This window comes from Rosenbergiella nectarea, from assembly GCF_900111105.1.
Lineage (GTDB): Bacteria > Pseudomonadota > Gammaproteobacteria > Enterobacterales > Enterobacteriaceae > Rosenbergiella > Rosenbergiella nectarea.
Genome location: NZ_FOGC01000001.1, coordinates 451,903 through 475,389, shown reverse-complemented (window position 1 = coordinate 475,389; position 23,487 = coordinate 451,903). Strand labels below are relative to the sequence as shown.

17 protein-coding genes and 1 riboswitch are annotated in these 23,487 nt (G+C 47.9%); of the genes, 10 read left to right on the top strand and 7 right to left on the bottom strand.

The genetic code is table 11. The features are described 5' to 3' along the window. Nucleotides 1–457: 457 nt before the first annotated feature. Together BMX14_RS02220 and BMX14_RS17100 are read right to left on the bottom strand one after the other, a co-directional pair. Nucleotides 458–1,243 (bottom strand): glycoside hydrolase family protein, encoded by a 786-nt coding sequence (locus tag BMX14_RS02220; RefSeq protein ID WP_092672087.1) that lies wholly within the window; start codon nucleotides 1,241–1,243, stop codon nucleotides 458–460. 555 nt (nucleotides 1,244–1,798) lie between these two features. After that, nucleotides 1,799–1,885: a hypothetical protein gene (locus BMX14_RS17100; RefSeq protein WP_329957785.1), complete on the bottom strand. Its 87-nt coding sequence runs from the start codon at nucleotides 1,883–1,885 to the stop codon at nucleotides 1,799–1,801. A 458-nt stretch (nucleotides 1,886–2,343) separates the two neighbouring features. Here BMX14_RS17100 and BMX14_RS02215 point away from each other — a divergent pair, with 458 nt between their 5' ends. Next, nucleotides 2,344–3,600, top strand: coding sequence for a mechanosensitive ion channel family protein (locus tag BMX14_RS02215; protein WP_092672084.1), 1,257 nt, complete (start codon nucleotides 2,344–2,346; stop codon nucleotides 3,598–3,600). A 34-nt stretch (nucleotides 3,601–3,634) separates the two neighbouring features. Here BMX14_RS02215 and BMX14_RS02210 read toward each other — a convergent pair whose 3' ends face one another. The 3 genes from BMX14_RS02210 to BMX14_RS02200 all read right to left on the bottom strand — a co-directional run bounded on the left by BMX14_RS02210 (nucleotide 3,635) and on the right by BMX14_RS02200 (nucleotide 7,098). After that, entirely contained in the window at nucleotides 3,635–4,819 is a 1,185-nt protein-coding gene (locus tag BMX14_RS02210; protein WP_092672081.1) for an MFS transporter, read from the bottom strand. Between the two features lie 70 nt (nucleotides 4,820–4,889). Beyond that, complete coding sequence (qhpR, locus tag BMX14_RS02205; RefSeq protein WP_092672079.1) at nucleotides 4,890–5,957, bottom strand: AraC-like transcriptional regulator QhpR; 1,068 nt, start codon at nucleotides 5,955–5,957, stop codon at nucleotides 4,890–4,892. A 124-nt stretch (nucleotides 5,958–6,081) separates the two neighbouring features. Beyond that, complete coding sequence (locus BMX14_RS02200; RefSeq protein ID WP_092672076.1) at nucleotides 6,082–7,098, bottom strand: phosphotransferase enzyme family protein; 1,017 nt, start codon at nucleotides 7,096–7,098, stop codon at nucleotides 6,082–6,084. A gap of 252 nt (nucleotides 7,099–7,350) precedes the next feature. Here BMX14_RS02200 and eat point away from each other — a divergent pair, with 252 nt between their 5' ends. From eat to thiQ, 5 genes are all read left to right on the top strand, one after another. Next, nucleotides 7,351–8,718: an ethanolamine permease gene (eat, locus tag BMX14_RS02195; RefSeq protein WP_092672073.1), complete on the top strand. Its 1,368-nt coding sequence runs from the start codon at nucleotides 7,351–7,353 to the stop codon at nucleotides 8,716–8,718. A gap of 70 nt (nucleotides 8,719–8,788) precedes the next feature. Next, complete coding sequence (locus BMX14_RS02190; RefSeq protein ID WP_092672070.1) at nucleotides 8,789–10,129, top strand: aspartate aminotransferase family protein; 1,341 nt, start codon at nucleotides 8,789–8,791, stop codon at nucleotides 10,127–10,129. A gap of 84 nt (nucleotides 10,130–10,213) precedes the next feature. Then, nucleotides 10,214–10,308: riboswitch (TPP riboswitch) on the top strand. Between the two features lie 43 nt (nucleotides 10,309–10,351). Continuing rightward, nucleotides 10,352–11,350: a thiamine ABC transporter substrate binding subunit gene (gene thiB / locus BMX14_RS02185; protein ID WP_092672067.1), complete on the top strand. Its 999-nt coding sequence runs from the start codon at nucleotides 10,352–10,354 to the stop codon at nucleotides 11,348–11,350. After that, nucleotides 11,350–12,948, top strand: a complete 1,599-nt coding sequence (thiP, locus tag BMX14_RS02180) for a thiamine/thiamine pyrophosphate ABC transporter permease (protein WP_092672064.1) — start codon at nucleotides 11,350–11,352, stop codon at nucleotides 12,946–12,948. The genes thiB and thiP overlap by 1 nt, the downstream gene beginning before the upstream one ends. Further along, on the top strand, nucleotides 12,920–13,630 hold the full coding sequence (thiQ, locus tag BMX14_RS02175; protein WP_092672061.1) for a thiamine ABC transporter ATP-binding protein ThiQ: 711 nt from the start codon (nucleotides 12,920–12,922) through the stop codon (nucleotides 13,628–13,630). The genes thiP and thiQ overlap by 29 nt, the downstream gene beginning before the upstream one ends. Here thiQ and BMX14_RS02170 read toward each other — a convergent pair. Both BMX14_RS02170 and BMX14_RS02165 read right to left on the bottom strand, forming a co-directional pair. Further along, nucleotides 13,617–14,381, bottom strand: coding sequence for a DedA family protein (locus BMX14_RS02170; RefSeq protein ID WP_092672058.1), 765 nt, complete (start codon nucleotides 14,379–14,381; stop codon nucleotides 13,617–13,619). The genes thiQ and BMX14_RS02170 overlap by 14 nt on opposite strands. Nucleotides 14,382–14,516: 135 nt before the next feature. Beyond that, a complete protein-coding gene (locus BMX14_RS02165; RefSeq protein WP_092672055.1) occupies nucleotides 14,517–15,092 on the bottom strand; it encodes a histidine phosphatase family protein in 576 nt (191 codons plus the stop codon). Nucleotides 15,093–15,590: 498 nt separating this feature from the next. On the opposite strand from BMX14_RS02165, the gene BMX14_RS02160 reads away from it, so the two are divergent. The 4 genes from BMX14_RS02160 (at nucleotide 15,591) to rluA (ending at nucleotide 23,462) form a co-directional block, all read left to right on the top strand. Further along, nucleotides 15,591–17,135, top strand: coding sequence for a phosphoethanolamine transferase (locus BMX14_RS02160; protein ID WP_092672052.1), 1,545 nt, complete (start codon nucleotides 15,591–15,593; stop codon nucleotides 17,133–17,135). Nucleotides 17,136–17,378: 243 nt separating this feature from the next. Continuing rightward, complete coding sequence (locus BMX14_RS02155) at nucleotides 17,379–19,724, top strand: DNA polymerase II (RefSeq protein ID WP_092672049.1); 2,346 nt, start codon at nucleotides 17,379–17,381, stop codon at nucleotides 19,722–19,724. Between the two features lie 144 nt (nucleotides 19,725–19,868). Then, on the top strand, nucleotides 19,869–22,775 hold the full coding sequence (gene rapA, locus BMX14_RS02150) for an RNA polymerase-associated protein RapA (RefSeq protein WP_092672046.1): 2,907 nt from the start codon (nucleotides 19,869–19,871) through the stop codon (nucleotides 22,773–22,775). 36 nt (nucleotides 22,776–22,811) lie between these two features. Then, on the top strand, nucleotides 22,812–23,462 hold the full coding sequence (rluA, locus tag BMX14_RS02145; protein ID WP_092672043.1) for a bifunctional tRNA pseudouridine(32) synthase/23S rRNA pseudouridine(746) synthase RluA: 651 nt from the start codon (nucleotides 22,812–22,814) through the stop codon (nucleotides 23,460–23,462). The last annotated feature ends 25 nt before the right edge of the window (nucleotides 23,463–23,487 follow it).

Sequence of the window (23,487 nt, the reverse complement as noted above, 5' to 3'; positions counted from 1 at the left end):
CTGTATCCAAGTATAACTGCACACAAGAATCCTGTTTCTCATCGCTTTCGTCGCTAAGTGCTACGTCTGCATAATTGTAGCTTTACCTACTATTTCATTATACCTAAGTCGTTAGCAATCACTTTGTCATTCAACGTTACTACATAGTCCCACAAACCGTTCCCTTTTAGGCTAGGGTAAAATGCATAATTATATTTACCATTTTTAAATTGATACCCTTGAAAATTACAGATATCTGGGCAGTTAGTATTTATCGTCTCGCCGTCGAGACTGATCGTAGAATTATTAATGATATTTATAGAGTTCAGGTGGACATTATTACATGTAAGATTACCCTCATTACAATCGTATTCAATCGTTGCCTTAAATTTTTTTCCTTCAAAGTGAGAAACCGATTTAGCGTGGGTTAAACTAGACATCAACGTGAAGAAAAAGAATAGTAATAATTTATATATTTTCATAATCTTGTATAATCAGCCTTATAATAAATTTTCAATTCAGTCTCTCGACGTTTCATCAAACCGGAACTAACACTACCCTGACTTTTATTCCACGCCTTCCAAGCTGAATCAAGATTCCCTGTGCTTTCTCCATTAATGATCTTGACAACGGTTGAGCCACCAAACCCTCTTGAGTCATTCCCTATACCGATGTTATAGCATAAAATCGTCAACGCATCGAATTGACTTTGAGTGAGGTTAACTTTCACGAATTTTTTAACCGCATTTTCGTACATCACTAAAACTTTCCTAAACAACGAATCTGCCTGAGTGACACTAATTCCATTTTTATATTCTTCAAACTCTGATGCATTTCTTATTAAATAACCATAACCTATTGTCGCCCCTTTAACGTAGTAACTTACTTCTTTTCCGGTTTGGTCATCATAAATCTTTAATCTCAGACTTTCATAATTTTTTAATAGGTTAATACCCGATTGGCTTAATCTCAACGTAGTCACATCGAACTTGCTACCTATGCCTGCAGGATGGAAATTCGAATTTTTGAGTATAGTAATTTTGTTACTATCCAAAAACTTCAACGTTTTCCGATTGATGTCAACGTAGGCATCGGGGAAAATCTTTAGTCCCTTTTGAAACCCTCTAATAGCATTTATTGTTTTATTCCCACATAGGCCATCAATTTTTAATGCAAAGCCATGTTTGACTAATAATTTTTGAATGGTTATAACATCACTGCGTGTATTAGTCGCTTTAAGACCCACAGAATATTTTATAGACATATAAACCAAACCCTTTTCTATATATAAGGTGGTGTGTAAAATTAGTTTAATGCATAGCCGTCAATTACCAATTTAGCCTCGGATTAGTTACTGTAACTTTACCGAATTATCTTAAAAATATTGGGAATTCTTATATTGCTGCCGTTCTGAAAAATAATAGAACCATATATAAATGGTTTGCTTGTTGAACTATATCAATATTGGTGAGTTCCTCGCCGATTGGGTTGTATTTTTCAGAATTTTATGATCGCATTTTATCAGCGGGAATAATAGGGTAAGGTTTTTCTAATTGATTGGTTATTGTTAATTTCAATTCATTTTTTTAAATTTACCCCTAAGTTTGTACCAATTGATGCTATTAGGATTCGAAGATTTTCGAGTATTTATTTTGTGGGTATAACCAGAGGCTAGAAAGGGCTACGCAAGCAAGAGGGCTGCAAAAAGGTTGTTTACGGCGCGATGATTCCTTACATGAGCCGTAACGGCCTAATGATTGGCCTTTACGCATCAGCGTTTTCGTTTCCTCGACTATTTGCTCCTCGCAAAGCCTTCTGGCTAGCGGATACCCCTCTCAATACTTTCTCGCGCAGTAAACGTACACGAGCCATCGAGATTTGTGCAGTGATGATTGATCCGCTTCACCGAATCCGATAGAGAGTGACTTGAACGACAATACGCTATCTGTAAATAAAGAAGGATACTTTATCACCACTCTCTGTCGCCTTGTTTTTTCACTGCTCTAAGTGCTTTGATTTTACTTCTTGCAGCAGGTGTTGCTCCTTTATGATAATCATAATCTGAAGCTGATTCAGGTTAATGACCCACTCAGGCAAACGCAGGGTCGTTGGTAACGCACCATTACCCAAAGCGCACGACAAATTTTCATGTTTAACATTGTTAAAAATACAAGAAAAAAGGCAAAGATAAACTTTATGTGTAGGATTTTTTATAAAAAAACTATTTTTTAGTTTATGTTTAGATGCTTCTTCTCATGAATTGATCATTTCAAGTTTGATATAAACAGATTGGTATAAGTTTAGGTATACTATGAAAGTTGAATTAAAGAAAAATATACTATGTAAAAAGGACTTACGACAATAATGCAACTTCCACTACAACATTGGCTCCAGACCCTAGGCCTCACTCAGTACACTGATATTATCGCGACGCTCATTATGCTCACCGCGATGATTTTCATCTCACTGATTATTCATTTACTGCTTCATAAACTGCTGTTACCGATACTGAAAAAACAGTCAGAAAAAAGCCAACAACTTTGGCCAAAATCTTTATTCAAACACCGCTTATTTAACCGCGCGACCTGGCTGTTACAGGGCGTGCTCTTTCAGACATTACTCCATATCCTATTCGACCCGCAGAGTATGCTGTTCGTCGGGCTCACCACCCTCTGCCAATTATGGGTGATGCTCTTCAGCTTACTGATCGCCTTCTCTCTGCTCGATGTGATCCAAGCGGTGACCGCCAGAAGTGAATTTGCTAAGCAGATCCCGCTGCGGGGTATCTTCCAAAGTATTAAATTAATGATGGCGATTTTACTCGTCATCTTGATGATTTCGTTATTGCTCGGGAAATCGCCCGGCACCTTGCTAACCGGCTTGGGCGCAATGACCGCCGTCCTGATGCTGGTCTTTCGCGACCCGATTCTTGGGTTGGTCGCGGGGATCCAGCTTTCCGCAAACGATATGCTGAAGATTGGGGATTGGCTCGATATGCCAAAATATGGCGCTGATGGTGCGGTAATCGATATCAATTTAACCACGGTCAAAGTACACAATTGGGATAAAACTATCGTTACTATTCCCGCTTACGCCTTAATTTCCGATTCCTTTAGAAACTGGCGAGGGATGTCAGAATCGGGCGGCAGACGCATAAAGCGTAGCGTCAATATTGATACCACCAGCATTCACTTCTTATCGACGGAGGAAATTGATCAGCTTGGTCAAGCCCATCTGCTCAGTCCCTATTTAGTGAACAAGCAGCAAGAGATCAGCCAATGGAATGCGCAGCGAGATAATCATAATGCGTCATTACTTAATCATCGTGCGCTGACCAATATCGGGACGTTTCGTATCTGGCTGGAAAGCTGGTTGAAGACGCACCCACAGATTAGACAAGATATGACGCTAATGGTGCGCCAATTAGCGCCCAGCGAAAATGGTCAACCTATTGAGATTTATGCTTTTACCAATACGGTTATCTGGGCAGAGTATGAAGCAATCCAAAGCGATATTTTCGATTACCTCTATGCGGCGCTGCCTACCTTTGGATTGCGCGTCCATCAAACCCCAACCGGCACCGATATTCGGGCATTAATGCCAAGCCGCCCAACAGAATAATGCGTAACACTAGGGGGCCTATGGCCCCCTGACGTTAAGCTTGCTCTTTGACGCGCAACAGCAGCAGTAGCGCGATAACCATCAGGACGGTTGCTAAAACATAAATCGCCTGATGACCGAGGAGATCACTCAATAGCCCTTGGCAAAGCCCGGCGAAGATCATCCCTGTCGAAACGGAATTGGTAAACAAGGTGGTTGCGGCGCCCGCTTTCCCTGGCATTAAATCCTGGAACCACAGCATCACCAATCCTGCCACAATCCCAATAAAGACGGCATTCAATAGTTGGATAATCAATAGGCCTGTTTGTTGATGAAACACCAGCATCGCAGGGTAAAATGCCAGGCCGCACACCGCCGCAACGATCACCAAGGGCCGTTTACCTACTCGTTTAGCCAAATAGCCTGCCAGCAGCATCACCGGGATCTCTAGCCCTGCCGCCGTGCCCATCAATACGCCTGCAAAGCTTTCAGGCATGCCCAAGCTCTTACTGATATAGAGCGGCATGTCGATGATATACATCAGATTACAGACCCACATCAATACCGAGGCAGCAAACAGGAACCGCACATCCGTACGTTTCCAGCCACTGGCTGCACTTTTCGCTAAATCTTCAGCTGGATAGAGTCTTGGTACACTAGGTAGGGTGGTCTTAATCAAAATCAGCGACAACAGAAACAGCGCGGCTGCTACGAGGTATAACGTAATAAACCCATAGTTAAGTGCCAGCGCGAAAGAGATCGGCGGGCCAATCACCCAAGCTAACGACATTTGCGTACGCATCACCGAACTAAACATTACCACCTCGCGGCCGGTGCGGTCAGCGTATTCCCTTGCTAAGGCAAAGAGTTGCGGCATGACGACACTGGTTAAGGCCGAGAGGATCAGCCCCAAGGTTATCAACACCACATACTGGCGCACAAAAGCGAACATCAGCGCATTAGCGATGGCCATCGCACAGCAAAACATCAATAACCGCCGGCGATCCCCTTTGCGGTCTGAACGCTTGGCCAATATAAAGCTGATGATGATACCCGTCACGGCATTGATGGTGAAAAAGAGCCCAACCATAAAAGGTTTAGCCGCTAACTCCTGACTCAGATAAAGGCTGAGTGTCGGGGCCTGTAACGCTCCAGCAATGCTGACAAAGAATGTCACCAGCATAAACATCATAAAAACAGGATTTCCCCCTTTCGGGGCGGGCGGGGTAAAAGATTGCATAAGTGGCCTATAAGACTAACGCCCTACCTTCGGTAAGGCATGGGTCAACATGAGGCGTTTATCATATCAGTTACAGAATGATGGGGGTATCGGCAAAACGCTTTTCGGTTTGCGACTGACGCCATTGGCGGGGACTGGTGCCAAACCAGCGTTTGAACGCCCGCGAAAAGGCGCTCACTTCAGAGTATCCCAGTAATAATGCCATATCGGTTACCGAGATGTGCGGCTGTTGCAGAAAGCTCATCGCCATCTCGCCCCGTACTTTATCCACCAGCCCTGTAAAGCTGACGCCCTCTTGGCGTAACCGACGCTGCAGTGACCAAGGGGTCATCGCGACCTGTTCGGCAATCTGTTCGAGATCCGGTTCCCCCTGCCCTATCGCGAGCTGTACCTGAACACGGATCTGATCGATTAGGGGTTGAGTTGATACCTGGCCATTTAACTGGCGAATAGCATCTTGAGTCACCGTCAACAACATCGGATCGCTATCTGGCATGCTACGCAGGCCATCACTTTTCGGGATCACCATGCAGTTGGTCGGTTGGTCAAACCAAATCGGCGCATCGAAGACTTTACAGTGTTCATGCCATGCCGCTGGCCGCGGGTGTTCGAAATGAATTTCTCTCGGCGCCCAGTGACTGCCTAGCGCATGACGAATCAGGTTTAAGAACATACATAGGGTCAATTCGGCATCTTGCCGACGCTGAAGAATCGCGCCGTGCCGTACTTGATAGTGCAGTTGCCAGCTATCCCCTTTATCGACTAATTTAATCAAGGTATCGTGTTGGTGATAGGGAAAGGCATGAACCACATTACGCAATGCCTCTTCTAAGGTGGCTGAGCAGATCCCGATGTAGCCGATCAACCCCAAGGATTGCGGTTTAAACTGTTTACCATAATAGAGTCCGAAGTTATCGACTCCTGAATGTTTGGCCGCGACCTCCATGACTCGACAGTAGTTGACTAAACTCAAGCTCATGGTCGGATTCCCCAGCAACTCTGGGTCGATACCACTCATGCCGAACACCCGATCAATATCCCCGCCCTGATGCGTGATAAATTGGCTCAGTCCACTCGCGGCTGCCGCTAATACGCCATGATGAGCCGCTTGGTGGGAGGAGGTGAATAATGATTGCATGGTGATGCCCTCATGGATAATCGCAACGATACGAGTAATGCTGCAAACTTCATACCAACATTGACTTGCGCGATATAACACAGGCTTATCACCACCATGACGAGAAGGCTCCCTTGTCTACGATTTAATAGTGCACAGTGTGACCAATTGGCCGCTGCTTCCCCTCTAAATAGGTGCGGCATAAGCCTAATGTGTCCGCTGACCAGCCTTGCGCCACGCTTTTCGCCATGTCGGTCTCGCAATGCGAGCCTAGCCATGCGGTGAGTTGAATACGCCGCTGAATGAATAAGGCAGGTAACACTGCAAAATCATCGTCGCTAAAATGATGGATCTGTTGGTAACCCTCGATCCAGCGATCAACCCATAATGGTGCAGAGGGATGATGCTCGACGAAACTGATCGCCGCCGCCAGATCATGTAAATACCAACCAAACCCACAATCATCGAAATCGATCACCCGTGTTTCGCCACGATCTAATAACAGATTGGTGAGACGGAGATCCGCATGAATTAATCCAAAGCGATCGCTCTGTTGACCATAGCGGGTCAGTTTCGCGTCCACATCCGCGATCACGGTACAAATGAGATCATGATCCTTACTCGATAGATCACTCATATCACGCCAGTCCCCCCAATGACTTGTGCTCCCCACCATTGAATCATGGTCCCAGCGCAGACGCTGAAAAGCTGTCGGGCGCTGCCACTGGCGACTGTGTCGATGTAATCGTGCCGTGATCTCTCCCAACTGCTTGAAAGCATCGGGAGACACCTCACTGGTCGGCATCTCGCCCTCAATCCAGTGAAAGAGCACTGCATGACGTTGTTCATCTGGCGATAAGACATAGGTTTGAATACGTTCTCCTTGACCGTCTCGCAAGGCTTCTGGAACTTGGATCCCTTCCGAACGTAGGGCATCTAACCATAACAGCTCGCTCTCGATAGCCGCTTTCTGATGATAATTCCCCCGATGCAAACGGAGTGCATAACGTTTTCCTTGAGCGATCACCGAAAATGTCGCGTTTTCTGAACGGCATAATAATTTTATTTCCGCGTTCTGTAGCAGCGGATAGGCTTGTACGACATGATTCGCAATATGCAGTAATACCGCTTGGTCGAGGGCATCGTATTGTTTCACACTCATCATCTTCTCCTACACAGCGTTAGAACCTAATGTGAGAAGTAGCATCCACCAGAGTGACGTCTGTGAGCTTGACGATAAAACAGTGAAAGTTGACCGCAGAGTACAGCCGCCAATGATTACCCAATGAGTTAACGCGAGATGACAACAAACTGTCTTTTCCGGTCAAGTTTCTCGCCGTTAAGCACTGCATTATCTTTCGAAACGCAGTAATGACCTGCGAGGACGTCTTCAAAAATGCTAACGGGGTTAACTATGACGACATCATTAAAACCAACACTGGGGGCACTCCATTTATGGGGGATTGCCGTGGGTCTGGTTATCTCAGGCGAGTACTTCGGCTGGAGCTATGGATGGGGTGTGGCAGGCACGCTCGGCTTCTTAGTCACAACGCTAATCATCGCCGTGATGTATACCTGCTTCATCTTTAGTTTTACTGAACTGACCACGGCGATTCCCCAAGCCGGTGGACCTTTTGCCTATAGCCGTGCCGCGTTCGGCGATACGGGTGGCTTGATTGCCGGTCTCGCGACGCTGATCGAATTCGTCTTCGCGCCGCCTGCTATCGCCATGGCGATTGGCGCTTATCTCAATGTGCAATATCCGACACTCAACCCTAAATATGCTGCTCTGGGCGCCTATATTGTCTTTATGGGGTTAAATATTCTCGGGGTAAAATTAGCCGCGATGTTTGAACTGATCGTCACGCTCTTGGCCGTGTTTGAATTGCTGGTCTTTATGGGCGTTGTCTCCCCAGGGTTTAGCATGAGTCATTTCGTGGCCCATGGCTGGTCGGGACAGGAGCATTTCTCGATGGCCGCCTTACCCGGTATTTTTGCGGCGATCCCTTTCGCGATCTGGTTTTTCTTGGCGATTGAGGGAGCCGCGATGGCCGCAGAAGAGGCCAAAAATCCTAAGAAGACCATCCCTATCGCTTACTTAACCGGGATCTTGACCCTAGTGTTCTTAGCCATCAGTGTCATGCTTTTCGCAGGCGGTGCAGGTGATTGGCGTGCCTTATCGGGGATTAATGATCCACTTCCTCAAGCGATGAAAATGATCGTCGGCGAGCACTCTCGTTGGATGCATATGCTGGTCTGGATTGGATTGTTCGGCCTAATCGCTAGCTTTCATGGCATTATTCTCGGTTACTCTCGACAATTCTTTGCCTTGTCTCGTGGCGGTTATTTACCTGCGTCACTGTGCAAACTCAGTCGTTTTCAAACCCCGCACCGCGCCATTATTGCAGGGGGAATTATCGGGATGATCGTGGTTTGTAACGATGGCATGACGCTACAAGGCATGAGTTTAACGGCCGCAATGATCACCATGGCGGTGTTCGGTGCCAACGTAATGTACATCATGAGCATGTTAAGTCTGTTCCGCTTACGTAAAACCGCGCCAACCCTTGAACGTAGCTATCGTGCCCCTGGCTACCCGGTGATCCCCGGAATTGCGTTGGTCCTCTCAATCATCTGTTTCATCACCATGCTCTGGTTCAATCCGGTGATTGGTGGCCTATTTATCGGGTTAATGATCCTTGGTTACCTCTATTTCCTCACGACCAAAGTGAGGCGCCAAGCAAACCAGCCGATTAACCTTAAGGTCGTTGAAAACGAATAATCCCTAATAAGATAGGGCACCGTCCCTATCCGTGACCTCTTACTGACGACAGCAGTACAAGGAGTAGATAATGACCACACGTTCCACGATTATGGATACCAACAGCTTTCGCGCTGAACATGCCGACGCATTACGCCCTGAAATTCGTCAACTAACAGACAAACGCGATCGGATCCTCGGCGAATCCTATCGTCTGTTTTACCGTAATCCCGTCCACCTAGTAAAAGGGAAAGGACAGTATTTATGGGATGCCGAGGGCCGAAAATATTTAGACGTCTACAATAATGTCGCCAGTATCGGCCATTGCCACCCTGCGGTCGTCGAGGCGGTGAGCCAGCAAATGCAACAGCTCAATACTCATACCCGTTACCTTCACGAGAATATCTTGAATTATACCGAATCAATCTTAGCGACCACCCCAGCAGAGATTGATCGCGCGATATATATGTGTACCGGATCGGAAGCGAATGATCTGGCCATACGCGTCGCTAAATCCTTCAGTGGCGGCACAGGGATCATCGTCACCCAAGAGGCGTATCACGGTACTAGCGAGTTAACCTCAGGTGCATCACCCGCTCTAGGCAGTGGTCAAGCCCTAGCACCGACCACACGCGTCGTCCCTGCACCCGATTTTTATCGCTTAACGCCAAGCGATCCGGGCCAATGGTTTGCTCATGAGATCCAAAAACAGATCGATGACATGAAGCAGAATGACATCAAGTTTGCAGGCTTCCTTGCCGATTCAATCTTCTCGTCGGATGGGGTATTACCCAATCCTCCGGGCTTTCTTAAAGCGGCGATTGAGGTCGTTCATAAGAATGGCGGTATTTTCATTGCAGATGAAGTCCAACCGGGATTTGCCCGCACGGGTGATACCTTCTGGGGATTTGCGCGTCACGGCGTAGTGCCCGATATTATCACGACGGGTAAACCAATGGGGAACGGGATCCCTGTCTCGGCACTCTTTGCGAAAAGTGATGTACTCGCCTCCTTTAGTGATCATATCCCTTACTTCAATACTTTTGGCGGTAACCCTGTTTCGATGGCGGCCGCACAAGCCGTACTTAAGGTGATCCAAGAGGAGAATTTGCAAGGGCATAGCCGCGTGATGGGAGCACTTCTATTAACGGAGCTGCGCCGCTTGCAACAAAAATATCGCTGTGTCGGCGATGTTCGTGGTGCGGGACTCTTTATTGGCTTCGAGTTAGTTACCGATCCAGAAAGCAAACAACCGAATAAAGCGTTAGCTTTAGACTTGATCGAGCGCCTTCGTGACCAAGGGATCCTCACATCAGTGGCTGGACCTTATGGTAACGTGCTGAAACTGCGCCCTCCTCTCGCTTTCCAAGCCGCCGATATCGACTGGTTGGTTGGCGGTCTTGATCGCGCACTGCAACAACTTTGTCCGTAACCCCTCTGACTCGCGCAGTCGTCCCTGACTGCGCGTCCTTTGATGATCTTTGCTTTCCTCTTACTCAATAATTGCCTAGAATGCTCAGACTCAACGGGGTGCAGTCACGAACTGCTGAGACACACCCGTAGAACCTGATCCGGTTAATACCGGCGGAGGGATTTGAGCGAACCTTTCTCAGATCCTTTGCGCCAACGAGCAACGTTTTTCTAGGAGCGCAAAGTGTTTCCAACCAAAAAATGTGTTTCAGGGTTATTATTGGCCCTTACCGCACTGCCCGCCTTGGCGACTAAGCCAGTATTAACGGTCTATACCTATAACTCTTTCGCGTCGAAATGGGGGCCTGGTCCAGCAATTAAAGCCGCTTTCGAGCCGCAGTGTGGCTGTACAGTACGTTATGTGGCGTTAGAAGATGGGGTCTCGCTACTCAATCGCTTGCGAATGGAAGGTACGCGCAGTAAAGCGGATGTGGTGCTAGGGCTGGATAATAATCTGTTAGAGAGTGCGACAAAAACCGGCCTGTTCGCCCCTGCCAATATTGATACGCAAAATCTTAAGGTCCCCAATGGCTGGACCGACAAGACTTTTATCCCTTACGATTACGGCTATTTTGCCTTCGTTTATAACAAAAAACGTTTACCTCACCCGCCAAAAAGTCTGCAGGAGTTAGTCGAAAGCCCAGAGAAATGGCGCGTCATCTATGAAGATCCGCGCACCAGTACGCCGGGACTGGGGCTTTTATTGTGGATGAACCACGTATTTGGCGATAAAACCGCACAGGCATGGCAGCAGCTGGCGAAAAAGACCGTAACGATCCCTCGCGGGTGGAGTGAAGCGTATGGGCTGTTTTTAAAAGGTGAAGCTGACTTGGTGCTAAGCTACACCACCTCACCGGCTTATCATATTATGGAAGAACATAATAATGATTACGCCGCCGCGAACTTCTCAGAAGGCCACTATTTACAAGTAGAAGTGGCGGGACAATTAGCGAAAAGCCCACAACCAGCGCTAGCCCACCAATTTATGCAGTTTATGCTGTCTGATGATTTCCAAAAAAACTTGGCGACAGGTAACTGGATGTATCCGGCGACGCATCAACCGCTTCCGGCCGCTATCGCGCAGCTTCCGGTTCCTCAGCAAGCCCTGCAATACAGTGCGTCACAGGTGGCAGCTTCCCGCGCATCGTGGGTCGAGGCGTGGCAGATGGCTGTTTCCCATTAATGAACAATTGGCGACTTCCCGGCAGTATCGCGGCGTTCACTATCCTCGTCTGTCTTAGCGCAGCGCTTATCGCGCTGCTGTTTGCAGCCCCCTTACCTTCATTGACGGGACTACTGGAAGACGCCTACCTTCATCATTTGATCGCGTTTTCGTTCAAACAGGCCTCGCTATCTGCTGTTATCGCCGTCGGTTCGGCGATCCCTATCGCCCGGGCATTACAGCGCCGACATTTTTTTGGCAAGATCTTACTGCTGCGCCTTGCCAGCATGACCTTAATTCTGCCAGTGCTCGTAGCGGTATTTGGCTTAATGACCGTCTATGGCCGTGAGGGATGGCTTGCCATGCTGTGTCATCGCCTCGGTATCGATTATACCTTTAGCCCTTATGGCCTAAGCGGGATTCTACTGGCCCACGTCTTTTTCAATTTACCGCTTGCCACTCGCCTGTTATTACAAGCCTTACAGCAGATCCCTAATGAGCAGCGGCAGCTGGCCGATCAATTAGCCATTCAGGGATGGAATCTATTTAAATTTCTGGAGTGGCCTTGGTTAAAACGGCAACTGTTCCCGGCTTTTGTGCTGATATTCATGCTCTGTTTCACCAGCTTTGCCATCGTCTTAACCTTAGGCGGTGGCCCTCAAGCCACCACGTTGGAACTGGCGATTTACCAAGCGTTGAGTTTTGATTATGACCCGGGCCGCGCAGCGTTGCTCGCCATCATTCAACTTTGTTGTTGTGGTGGACTGTTATTATGCAGCCATTGGCTGACCCCTATCCGCGCCCATGAAGTCAGTTTACGCCAAACCTGGCGGCCTAAAGTGGAAGGTGTATGGGCCCGTATTATTGACGCTGCAGCGATACTGATACTGGTCCTATTACTGATCCCGCCACTTATCGCGGTCACGACTGCCGGTATTGGCCCACAGACTCTTGCAGCCTTGACCGATCCGGCATTGTGGCAGGCCGTAGCCCTTTCACTCAAGATTGCTGTGGTGGCCGGGGTGCTCAGTGTCAGTATCACCCTCATGTTATTATGGACCTCTCGTGAATACCGCCGACGGCAGCAGTATGGCTGGGCCAGTTGCCTTGAAGGCAGTGCAATGCTTATTCTCGGGGTGCCAAGCATTGTTCTGGCAACAGGGGCTTTTCTGATCCTCAATCAAACCATTGGACTTAGTCGCTCACCAGCCTATCTGGTCATTATCGTCAATACCTTGATGGCTTTACCCTATGCCAGCAAGCTACTCGAAAGCCCGATGCGGGACTTAGCGAATCAATATAGCCGTCTCTGCCTCTCACTGAACTTAGGTGGATGGCAGCGTTTACGTCATATTGAGTTACCGACGTTGCGACAGCCGTTGTTACAAGCCTTCGCATTCGCCTCGTTGATGTCGATGGGAGACTTCGGCGTGATTGCGCTGTTTGGTAGCCAAGATTTTCAAACGCTTCCCTATTACCTCTATCAGCAGATGGGCGCTTACCGGACGCAACAGGCGGCAGTGACAGCGCTGCTGTTATTGCTGCTTTGCTTCCTGATTTTTATCCTTATTGAAACCTTGGCGGACCGTAATGCTCACCATAAATCAACTAGGTTGTGATTACCCACAACACCCCCTGAGTTTTACCTTATCCGTTACAGCGGGTGAGCGGGTAGTGATTTTAGGCCCCAGCGGCGCGGGCAAAAGCACACTGCTCAATTTAATTGCCGGTTTCATCCCTGCCAGCCAAGGAGAGGTATGGATTGCAGATCAGAACGTGACGGCGTTGGCTCCGGCCAAACGACCGCTATCGATATTATTTCAGGAAAATAATCTTTTTACCCATCTGACCGTTAAACAGAATCTTGCCCTCGGATTATCGCCCGCCATGCGTCTTTCTGCCGTCCAGCAAGAAAAACTCTTAGCATTAGCTGACCGTACCGGACTGTTACCGCTAATGGATCGTTTACCTGCGCAGCTTTCCGGTGGACAGCGGCAGCGCGTTGCGCTTACCCGCTGTCTGTTACGTGAGCAGCCCTTACTACTGCTGGACGAACCCTTCTCAGCCTTAGATCCCGCTCTTCGCCAAGAGATGTTGGTCCTTACACAGGCGCTGTGTCGAGAAAATCACTTAACTTTAATGATGGTCTCGCATCAACTTGCGGACGCGCGTTTTCTGGCCGATCGCTGTATTGTGATCGACCAAGGAGAAATGGCATGGAGTGGGACGTGGCAACAACTGGAAAAAGGCGACATCGAAGCCGCCAGAATGTTAGGGGTGACGCCAGCTAATGACCCATAAAGACTTGCCACAATAAGTGACCAAACATTGGCATCATTGGGTGTTGGAGCAATAGGTACAAGACGATGGCGGTAATAACCACCGTTGTCGGCGCAAGATAACGAAGGCGTGCTGGGGTCAACCACCCCTTAGCGGCGTCTTCTTTAGCCGGACGTAACCAGCGCCAAGCTAACCAAACGCTGGCCCAAACCAGCACTCCTACACCGGCTAAATACCACTTGAATAAGCTATCTTGAGCGCCAGCGGGTACATCAATCGCCACACCGGCAAGAATACCGGGCAGCAAATAGAGGGGCGGCCACAAAATACATCCCACAAGGTTTGGGGGTAAGAACTTTTTTGCCGGCAGCTCTAGCATTCCGGCAATCAACGGGATAAGCGGTCGAGTAGGTCCGACAAAGCGACCAATTAAAATGGTCGCGACACTGTGATTATGCAAGGCGTGTTCGGTCTTATTAAGCAGGGCTTGGTGCTTCTGCAAATACTTCCAGCGGTGTAACGGGCCTTGAAATTTCCAACCGATATAAAACGATAACCAGTCCCCGACCAAGCATCCCATAAAACCCGCCGCCCACGCTGGATAGAGACTGACATGCCCACTGCCGATGAGCGCACCAAGCGAAGCCATCATGACGGTTCCAGGCAGTATTAAGCCAACCAGAGCTAAGGACTCTAAAAAAGTGACAACCGCAACAACGCCTATCGCCCAGCCGACCGATTGCTCTAATAAATGTTGGATCCAGGCTTCCATTAATTTTCCTCGTCATTCTCGAGCTCGGATTGTTGCGGTCTGTACCGACTTCGTCAAGTAAAGTTACCGATATTAAAACACTCCGAAACAAAATCGCTGACAGCTCAGCAAGCCGTGTTCCACTTTTACGCGTTACTACGACTCAATAGGGTTTACACACTGAGTCGGTAATTGATTTAATCCCTCTTTTTCAAGTGTAAACGACTTGAAACGAAGGTGCTTATCGAGCTTAACCAAATAGATGGAATCATAATCAAAAGGCGAAATGGAGGGGATCTGTGCGCTTTCCCCCCCTGTGCTTGACACCAGCTCTTTCACCGCGTCAACTAAGTGATCATGCTCCCAAGCAATATAGGTCACTTGGTGATTATCGCTGGCTAATAATCGGCTGACCAAGGCATGCGTATCGCGAGCATGAAATTGTAACCCGATACTCTCGGAGGTCTGAATGGCGATGGGCATCAGTGTCGCCACCGCACGTATAGAACTGCCCTCTTTCTCCTCAATCGGTGCAGAGGCGTACAGTTCGTCAGGTTTTCCATAGCGAGGTACCAGCACTTCGGGTAACCGCAACGCGCGATTCAATCCTTGGCAAGAGAGTTGCCCACTAAAATTCATCTGTTTTTCTGCATGACGAAAGAAAACAAACGTACGCTCTGCCTGACAGTTCTCGGCCACTAACAGTAGTAAAAGAAAAAAAATGCTACGCAAGGTTCAATCCTCCAGCCTGTATTCATATCCAGTAAGCGAGAACTATACCCGATCGATAAAAAATGGCCGTCACGATCTATCGATACGTTTAGCGTCGAGTGAGGAAATATTAAGAGTGTGGGCGGCGCCTGAATACAGATTAGGGAACAGTCACAACCACATTCAGCGTAGTACCTGATTCTACTTATTGCACCTCTAAAATTAAAGGCTCCCCACTCTCCGCTATTTGCCCCTGCTTAGTTATGCCAATAGAATTCAAATTCTTAAATCGATGCGACGTCAATAGTTAATCGATAACTTATCGGAATAGTGAAGTTGATAGTAAAGAGTCGTTTTTGTAACATTTTAACGGCCGATAAAAAATTTAATTAGCCTAGGTTCATTCACCATTTAAATAGAAATTGACGTGCGAAAATTAGCCTCTACCTACCAACAAGCCAAGAAATAGATTATTATCTCAAAAAAATTATTCTTTTCTATTTGAATAGGGAGATAAGGTTGAAAGGATATTTTGGATACGATACCACTTCTGGATTAAAGCCCGTTTTATCTAGATGGGATTTCTTTCTTCTACTCTGGATGATATTACTTAATATAGCGCTAGGTTATAGAATAAATATACTTTCCCTACTAGGATTATACTTAGGATTTAAGCTCCTTCCTATCCTAAGCCCAGCCCTGTATAAAACCCTAATAGTCATCTACTCAATAGTAGGTTTCATTTATGCACCAACTGGTGTTATTTATGGTCCACCTGATGTTAATGTTGTTGGTTCTTTTTTATACACCACACCTGAAGAGAGTATCGGCTTTATAAAGCAAACTCCTTTTTACATTTTTATCTTATCCTTGATCGTTTTGTTGTTAGGCCTTTTTTTAGTCACAGAAAAAAAATCGCCCAGCCATAAAATACCTAGAAGGGTGTTCTATTCATTTATAATTGCTTTCCTTGCCATTGTTGCTGTAGGGCTAATCAAAAAAAATAGAATTGATCTTCCTGCATATCGCTTTGTCAGTGAGTTAAGCTCAGCTTACTATACTGTGACTAAACAAAACCAAAGCTATGCAGCAATTATGCAAAACAAGCCCATTTGGGCGCCGATAGTCAAAAAGAGACAGTATCATACCTATCTCTTAATTGTAGGTGAAAGTGTACGCCGCGATTATCTTCACTCCTTCGGGGGTAAATTCGATAATACACCTTGGTTGGATCAGGTTCCTGCGACGATTTTTACTAATTATATATCTGCTGGACCCGCAACAGTCATCTCCCTAACCAATACATTAGTATTCAAGCAAAACAAAGAGAAACAGCTCAATAATAGTATCGTTACACTTGCAGAAAAGAGTGGATTTGAAACTTGGTGGCTATCAAATCAAGGAGTTAAAAGCCATTCCGATTCTCCCATTGCACGAATAGCAAAAAGCGCCAATCACACTGTTTTTATCAACCCAGGTAAAGCAGATTATAGCTCTTCATCTTTCGACGAAAACTTATTACCCCATCTCGAAGATGCATTGAATAATCCTGCCAGTGATAAACTTATTATTCTGCATTTAATGGGATCTCACCCTCGAGCTTGTGACAGAACACAGGGTCTATTTGATATTAACGTCGGTTCAAAGGAATTATCTTGTTACGTAAAATCAATTGGAATGACTGACACTTTTTTGAGCAAAACCGCTGCAATAGTGAAAAGGCATACTGACAATTGGACTATGATGTATTTCTCTGATCATGGTTTATCATATGTTGATAGAAACTCGGCTAGCGCTTATCTGACCCATGGAGACAAGACGAAAGAAAATTACCAAGTCCCTTTTTTCATAATAAATAGTGATTCAACAGAACGTTCTGTCGTTAGTCAACCTAGAAGCGCGCTCGATTTTTTGACCACATTTTCAGAGTGGCTTAATATCGAGGATAAGTCGATCACCAATCGTTGTAACATGTTATCAGACGATGATTGTCATGTTAGGCACGACGTCTATGATTTTAATGAAAAAGTGCAAAATTACGAAACACTGCCTTCCGTGCCTTAACCGGCGCTAAAACCATTAAATAATCTTATATATTGACTGACGCTTTCCTTCTCAACATTAACGTGATGAAGGAAAGCGTCTCTTTTTGCGAAAAAAATGCTTTGGCTATGACCTTAGTTCAAAAAATAGCGATGTAATTCTTTGCCCTGACCGATTGATAATTAAGTCGACCCACTAAAATTCTATTAACCCTATCAAGGTAGCTTATACTGTTTACAGAATGCTTAATGTTAAGGAAGCGATGTGGAGACGATTTCGGCCGGTTTTATCTTAACTCGTCATTGGCGCGATGCTCCTCGGGGGATTGAAGTCTCTTTTTGGCTGGCAACCGATCAAGGCCCACGCTCCGTCACTGTTCCTTTACAGCGGGCGACGGCCTTTTTCCCAACCGAATATCGTAATCAGGTAGAAACCCTACTGGCTGAATATCAAGGCATTACCCTGCACGATTCAGCGCTAACAGATTTTTCGCAACGCCCGCAAACGACGCTTTATCTTAGCCAGCAACGCTCGCTCAAAGCCATTACTCAACACTTCGCACAGGCGGCTATCCCTCTCTATGAGGCGGATATTCGCCCCACCGACCGTTATATGATGGAGCGCTTTATTACCGCTCCCGTCTGGATAGAGCATGGCTCAACAAAGGAGCCAGCCCGGCTAAAACCTTATCCTGATTACCGGCCAACGCTTAAATGGGTCTCGCTGGATATTGAAACCAACGAGCGTGGCGAACTGTACTGTATTGGCTTAGAGGGTTGCGGACAGCGGCAAGTATATATGCTGGGTCCCCCTACGCCGAGCGATGCACAGCCCGATTTTACCCTGACCTATGTTTCCCACCCGCGAGACCTAATCCATGCCCTCAATCAGTGGATGGCTATGCACGATCCAGATGTCCTTATCGGATGGAACGTTATTCAATTCGATCTACGTATCTTGCATCGCGAGGCCGAACGTTTCGACCTACCACTCAAGCTAGGTCGTGGCGGTGGACTGTTAGTCTGGCAAGAGCACGGCTTTAAACCAGGAGTCTTCAGCGCACAGGCAGCCGGGCGTTGGATTATCGATGGTATCGATGCATTAAAATCAGCATTTTGGGATTTCCCCTCTTTTAGTCTGGAAAATGTCTCCCAACATTTACTTGGGGAAGGAAAAGATAGCGCCACACCACACGATAGAATGGCAGAGATCAATCAGCGCTTTCGGCAAGATAAAGTGGCCCTCGCCCGCTATAACTTAAAAGACTGCGAACTCGTCACCCGTATCTTTCAAAAAACCGAATTAATGGCCTTTCTACTTGAACGCGCCAGTACCAACGGGCTTCCTGCCGATCGTCACGGCGGGTCGATCGCCGCGTTTACCCATCTCTATCTGCCGCGCATGCATCGTTTAGGATTTGTCGCGCCTAACCTCGGTGATATTGCGCCGCAACAGAGTCCAGGGGGATTTGTGATGGATTCACAGCCCGGCCTCTACCGTTCGGTGATTGTGTTGGATTATAAAAGCCTCTATCCCTCGATCATTCGCACCTTTTTAATCGACCCGGTAGGCTTAATCGTCGGTTTGGCCGATCCTGACCGTGCCTTGCCGGGCTACCTCTCTGCACAGTTTTCACGGACGGTGCATTGTTTACCGGCGATTGTCGAACAGATCTGGCAGGGGCGTGAAAAAGCCAAGCGCGAGAACAATGCTCCGCTATCGCAGGCATTGAAGATTATTATGAATGCTTTTTACGGTGTTCTCGGCACGCCCTCCTGCCGGTTTTTCGATCCGCGTCTTGCCTCATCAATTACTTTACGGGGTCATGACATCATGCAGCAAAGCCGACAACTGATTGAACAACAAGGCTATACCGTCATTTACGGGGATACCGACTCCACGTTTATCTCCCTGGGTGAAGACTGCGATCCGCAGCAGGCTGATACGATTGGTCAGCAGTTAGTGGCCATGATCAACCAATGGTGGCAGCAGACATTGCCGCAGCAACTCGGGGTAGAGAGTGCCTTAGAAATTGAGTACGAGCGCCATTTTAGTCGTTTCCTGATGCCGACTATTCGTGGCGCTGAACAAGGTAGCAAGAAACGCTATGCCGGCTTAGTGATCGACAACGGCGAGGAACGTTTAGTGTTTAAAGGGCTTGAGACGGTACGCACTGATTGGACACCGCTTGCTCAACAGTTTCAGCAGACACTTTATGGACTTATTTTTCGTGATCAACCTTGGGAAGAGTACGTGCAACATACTGTGCAACAACTCCTCGCGGGTGAGCTAGATGATCAGTTAGTCTATAAAAAACGCTTACGTCGCCCACTTGCCGACTACGAAAAAAATATCCCGCCCCATGTGCGTGCAGCCCGTCTTGCTGAACAGGCGGCCCTCGCTCAAGGGCAAAAATCGAGCTTCCGCCGGGGGAGCTCCATTCGTTATGTCATCACACTCGCAGGTCCAGAGCCCATGACAGCAATGACCGCGCCCCTCGACTATACTCACTACTTAACCAAGCAATTGCAGCCTGTCGCAGAAGGTATTCTCGGTTTTGTTGGCGGTAATTTTGAAAATGTCATGACCGGGCAACTAGGACTATTTTGATAGGTGACGAATCCTCTGCCTTCCAGTACCATAGCGCCCTTCAAAATAACCAGGCCTTCTCGCACCACCAGGGTGGAGAACAGTGTTCGGCCCGTTATCCGTGAATCCATACATCCCTATAATTAAGAGAATCGAGCAAAATTTATGCCTTTTACACTTGGTCAGCGCTGGATTAGTGATACAGAAAGTGAACTTGGACTGGGAACCGTTGTGGCAATCGATGCGCGCATGGTGACCTTACTTTTCCCAGCCACCGGCGAAAACCGACTTTATGCCCGCAATGATTCTCCCATTACTCGCGTGATGTTTAACCCGGGCGATACCATCACTAGCCACGAGGGTTGGCAGTTAGTGGTTGACGAGGTTCGCGATGAAAATGGCCTGATAGCCTATATTGGTACGCGCAGCGATACCCAAGAAACGGATGTGGTGTTACGCGAAGTCATGTTAGGCAGTAAACTGATCTTCAGTAAGCCGCAGGATCGCCTGTTTGCCGGACAGTTGGACCGGATGGATCGGTTCGCGCTACGTTACCGCGCAAGAAAATACCAAAGTGAGCAATACCGTTTACCGACCAGTGGGATGCGCGGAATGCGCACTAACTTGATCCCCCACCAGCTGCATATCGCTCAAGACGTGGGCCGTCGTCATGCCCCCCGCGTGCTACTGGCTGACGAAGTCGGATTAGGTAAAACCATTGAAGCAGGCATGATTATCCAACAGCAACTGCTAGCTGGGCGTGCTGAACGGGTATTAATCATCGTTCCCGAGACACTGCAACATCAGTGGCTGGTTGAAATGTTACGCCGCTTTACCCTCCACTTTGCGCTATTTGACGATGAGCGGTATAACGAAGCACGCTTCGATAGCACTAACCCTTTTTTCACCGAACAATTGGTGATCTGCTCACTGGATTTCGTGTGCAAAAACAAGCAGCGTTTAGAAGATATGCTGGAAGCCGACTGGGACTTGATGGTGGTCGATGAAGCCCATCACCTCTCATGGGCCGAGGGTAAACCTGGCCGTGAATATCAAGTCATTGAAAAACTGGCCGACGTCGTGCCTGGCGTCTTGCTATTAACCGCTACCCCAGAACAGCTAGGCATGCAAAGTCACTTTGCCCGCCTGCGTCTGCTCGATGCCAATCGCTTCCATGATTTCGAGGCCTTCGTCGAGGAACAACGTCACTTCCAACCCGTTGCTGAGGCAGTGGCCAGCCTGTTGGCCGAAGAGCCTTTAGCCGATCAGCAAATCGCCGTCATTAATGGGTTGATTAAAGAACAAGATATTCGGCCGCTGATCCTGCAAGCGAACAGTGATAGCGACGAACGTCTGGTGGCTCGCCAGCAACTCGTTGAGATGTTAACCGACCGCCATGGCACCAGCCGAGTCCTATTCCGTAATACCCGTCAAGGGGTGCAAGGCTTCCCGAAACGCGCGTTACATGCCGTGCGTTTGCCGCTGCCAAGCCAATACCAAACGGCAATTAAAGTGTCTGGCATTATGTCGGCTCGTAAGAGTAAAGATGAGCGAGCGCGTGACTTACTCTACCCTGAGCAAATTTACCAAGAGTTCGAAGGGGATAACGGAACCTGGTGGGCGTTTGATCCTCGTGTGGAATGGTTGATCAACTATCTGCTGGAACACCGTAAAGAGAAAGTCCTCGTCATCTGTGCAAAAGCCGCGACTGCGCTACAGTTGGAGCAAGTATTGCGTGAGCGCGAGGGGATCCGTGCAGCCGTATTCCACGAAGGGCTGTCGATTATAGAACGGGACAAAGCCGCGGCGTTCTTTGCTTCGCAAGAAGAAGGTGCCCAGGTGCTACTCTGTTCAGAGATTGGCTCGGAAGGACGTAACTTCCAGTTCGCCAGCCGAATGGTGATGTTTGATCTGCCCTTCAACCCTGATCTTTTAGAACAACGTATTGGCCGTTTAGATCGTATTGGACAATTACATGATATCGAGATTATGGTGCCATGGCTGGAAAATACGGCACAAGCCGTATTATTACGCTGGTTCCACGAGGGGTTAGACGCGTTCGAAAGTACCTGTCCAACCGGTCGGACGATTTACGATAGTGCGCATACTCAGCTGTTAGAGTTCTTAGTTGCACCCGAAAAAGATGAAGGCTTAGAGGCCTTTATCGAGCAGTGCCGCGCACAACATGACGACCTTAAATCACAGCTGGAATCGGGTCGTGACCGCTTATTAGAGTTGCATTCCCATGGCGGCGAGAAAGCTGAACGCCTTGCTGACGAGATTGCCGCACAAGATAACGATACCGCGTTAGTTAACTTTGCCTTGAATCTGTTCGATATTGTCGGCATTAACCAAGAAGACCGTAGCGATAACTTAATAGTGTTAACGCCTTCGGATCATATGCTGGTACCCGATTTCCCTGGGTTGCCGGAAGACGGCTGTACGATTACTTTCAACCGTAACCAAGCGTTGTCTCGCGAAGATGCCCAGTTTATTACTTGGGAACATCCGCTCATTCGTAATGGTCTGGACCTGATCTTATCGGGTGATACTGGAAGCTGTGCTCTCTCTTTATTAAAAAATAAAGCCTTACCGGTCGGCACTCTGCTACTGGAACTGATCTATGTGGTTGAAGCACAAGCGCCAAAACACCTCCAACTGACTCGCTTCCTGCCGCCAACACCATTGCGCCTATTAGTGGATACCAAAGGGAATAATCTGGCCGACAAGGTGGAGTTTGAAAGCTTCAACCGCCAACTGAATGCGGTCAATCGTCACACTGGTAGCAAACTTGTGAATGCGGTACAGCAAGAAGTGCATCAAATTCTCACTACCGGCGAGCAATCGGTGAGCGCCAGTGCCCAGGCTGTGATTGTAGAAGCCCAGAAGACGGCTGAGAAACAGTTAACGGCAGAGCTGGAACGTTTGGAAGCGCTAAAAAGCGTTAACCCGAACATTCGTGAAGATGAAATCGATGCGCTACGCGATAACCGTCAAGAGGTTCTCGAAAGTTTATCGCAGGCGAACTGGCGTTTAGATGCATTACGCTTGATCGTCGTTACCCATCAGTAATCGTTGTGAGGGGGGCGCCCCCCTCTAGGATAGAAAATGGAAGCTTACCACCCGCCCCTTGAACCTTGGCTACATATCCTTTACCAGGATGAGCATATTATTGTGGTCAATAAACCGAGTGGTTTATTGTCGGTTCCCGGGCGTCTACCGGAACATCGCGACAGCATAATGACGCGTATCCAGCGTGACTTTCCTGGCGCCGAGTCGGTTCATCGCCTTGATATGGCCACTAGCGGTGTGATGGTGGTTGCCTTGACCAAGGCCGCTGAGCGTGAATTGAAACGCCAATTCCGTGAGCGAGAGCCGTCTAAGACCTATATTGCTCAGGTATGGGGGCAACTGTTACCGGATGAAGGCTTAATCGATTTACCCTTGATTTGCGATTGGCCTAATCGCCCTAAGCAGAAAGTGTGTTTCGAAACCGGCAAAGCGGCACAAACAGAGTGGGAAGTGCTCGAACGCGATGCAGTGAGCTGTCGTGTCCAGCTGAAACCTATTACTGGGCGTTCTCACCAGCTCCGCGTACACATGTTAGCCATGGGACATCCCATCTTGGGTGATAACTTTTATGCTTCACCGGAAGCGAAAGCATTAGCTTCACGCTTACTGCTCCATGCAGAGCGTCTAACCATTACCCATCCGGTGTTCGGTAACAGTATGACCTTTAAACAGCCTGCAGAGTTTTAGTCTCTGCAGGCTGCTCTGTCCGTCG

What these genes read in the sequence shown, in the direction of transcription:
- BMX14_RS02220 (WP_092672087.1), bottom strand. Translation starts at nt 1,243, where the DNA reads ATGTCTATAAAATATTCTGTGGGTCTTAAAGCGACTAATACACGCAGT.
- BMX14_RS02215 (WP_092672084.1), top strand. Translation starts at nt 2,344, where the DNA reads ATGCAACTTCCACTACAACATTGGCTCCAGACCCTAGGCCTCACTCAG.
- BMX14_RS02210 (WP_092672081.1), bottom strand. Translation starts at nt 4,819, where the DNA reads ATGCAATCTTTTACCCCGCCCGCCCCGAAAGGGGGAAATCCTGTTTTT.
- qhpR (WP_092672079.1), bottom strand. Translation starts at nt 5,957, where the DNA reads ATGCAATCATTATTCACCTCCTCCCACCAAGCGGCTCATCATGGCGTA.
- BMX14_RS02200 (WP_092672076.1), bottom strand. Translation starts at nt 7,098, where the DNA reads ATGAGTGTGAAACAATACGATGCCCTCGACCAAGCGGTATTACTGCAT.
- eat (WP_092672073.1), top strand. Translation starts at nt 7,351, where the DNA reads ATGACGACATCATTAAAACCAACACTGGGGGCACTCCATTTATGGGGG.
- BMX14_RS02190 (WP_092672070.1), top strand. Translation starts at nt 8,789, where the DNA reads ATGACCACACGTTCCACGATTATGGATACCAACAGCTTTCGCGCTGAA.
- thiP (WP_092672064.1), top strand. Translation starts at nt 11,350, where the DNA reads ATGAACAATTGGCGACTTCCCGGCAGTATCGCGGCGTTCACTATCCTC.
- thiQ (WP_092672061.1), top strand. Translation starts at nt 12,920, where the DNA reads ATGCTCACCATAAATCAACTAGGTTGTGATTACCCACAACACCCCCTG.
- BMX14_RS02170 (WP_092672058.1), bottom strand. Translation starts at nt 14,381, where the DNA reads ATGGAAGCCTGGATCCAACATTTATTAGAGCAATCGGTCGGCTGGGCG.
- rapA (WP_092672046.1), top strand. Translation starts at nt 19,869, where the DNA reads ATGCCTTTTACACTTGGTCAGCGCTGGATTAGTGATACAGAAAGTGAA.
- rluA (WP_092672043.1), top strand. Translation starts at nt 22,812, where the DNA reads ATGGAAGCTTACCACCCGCCCCTTGAACCTTGGCTACATATCCTTTAC.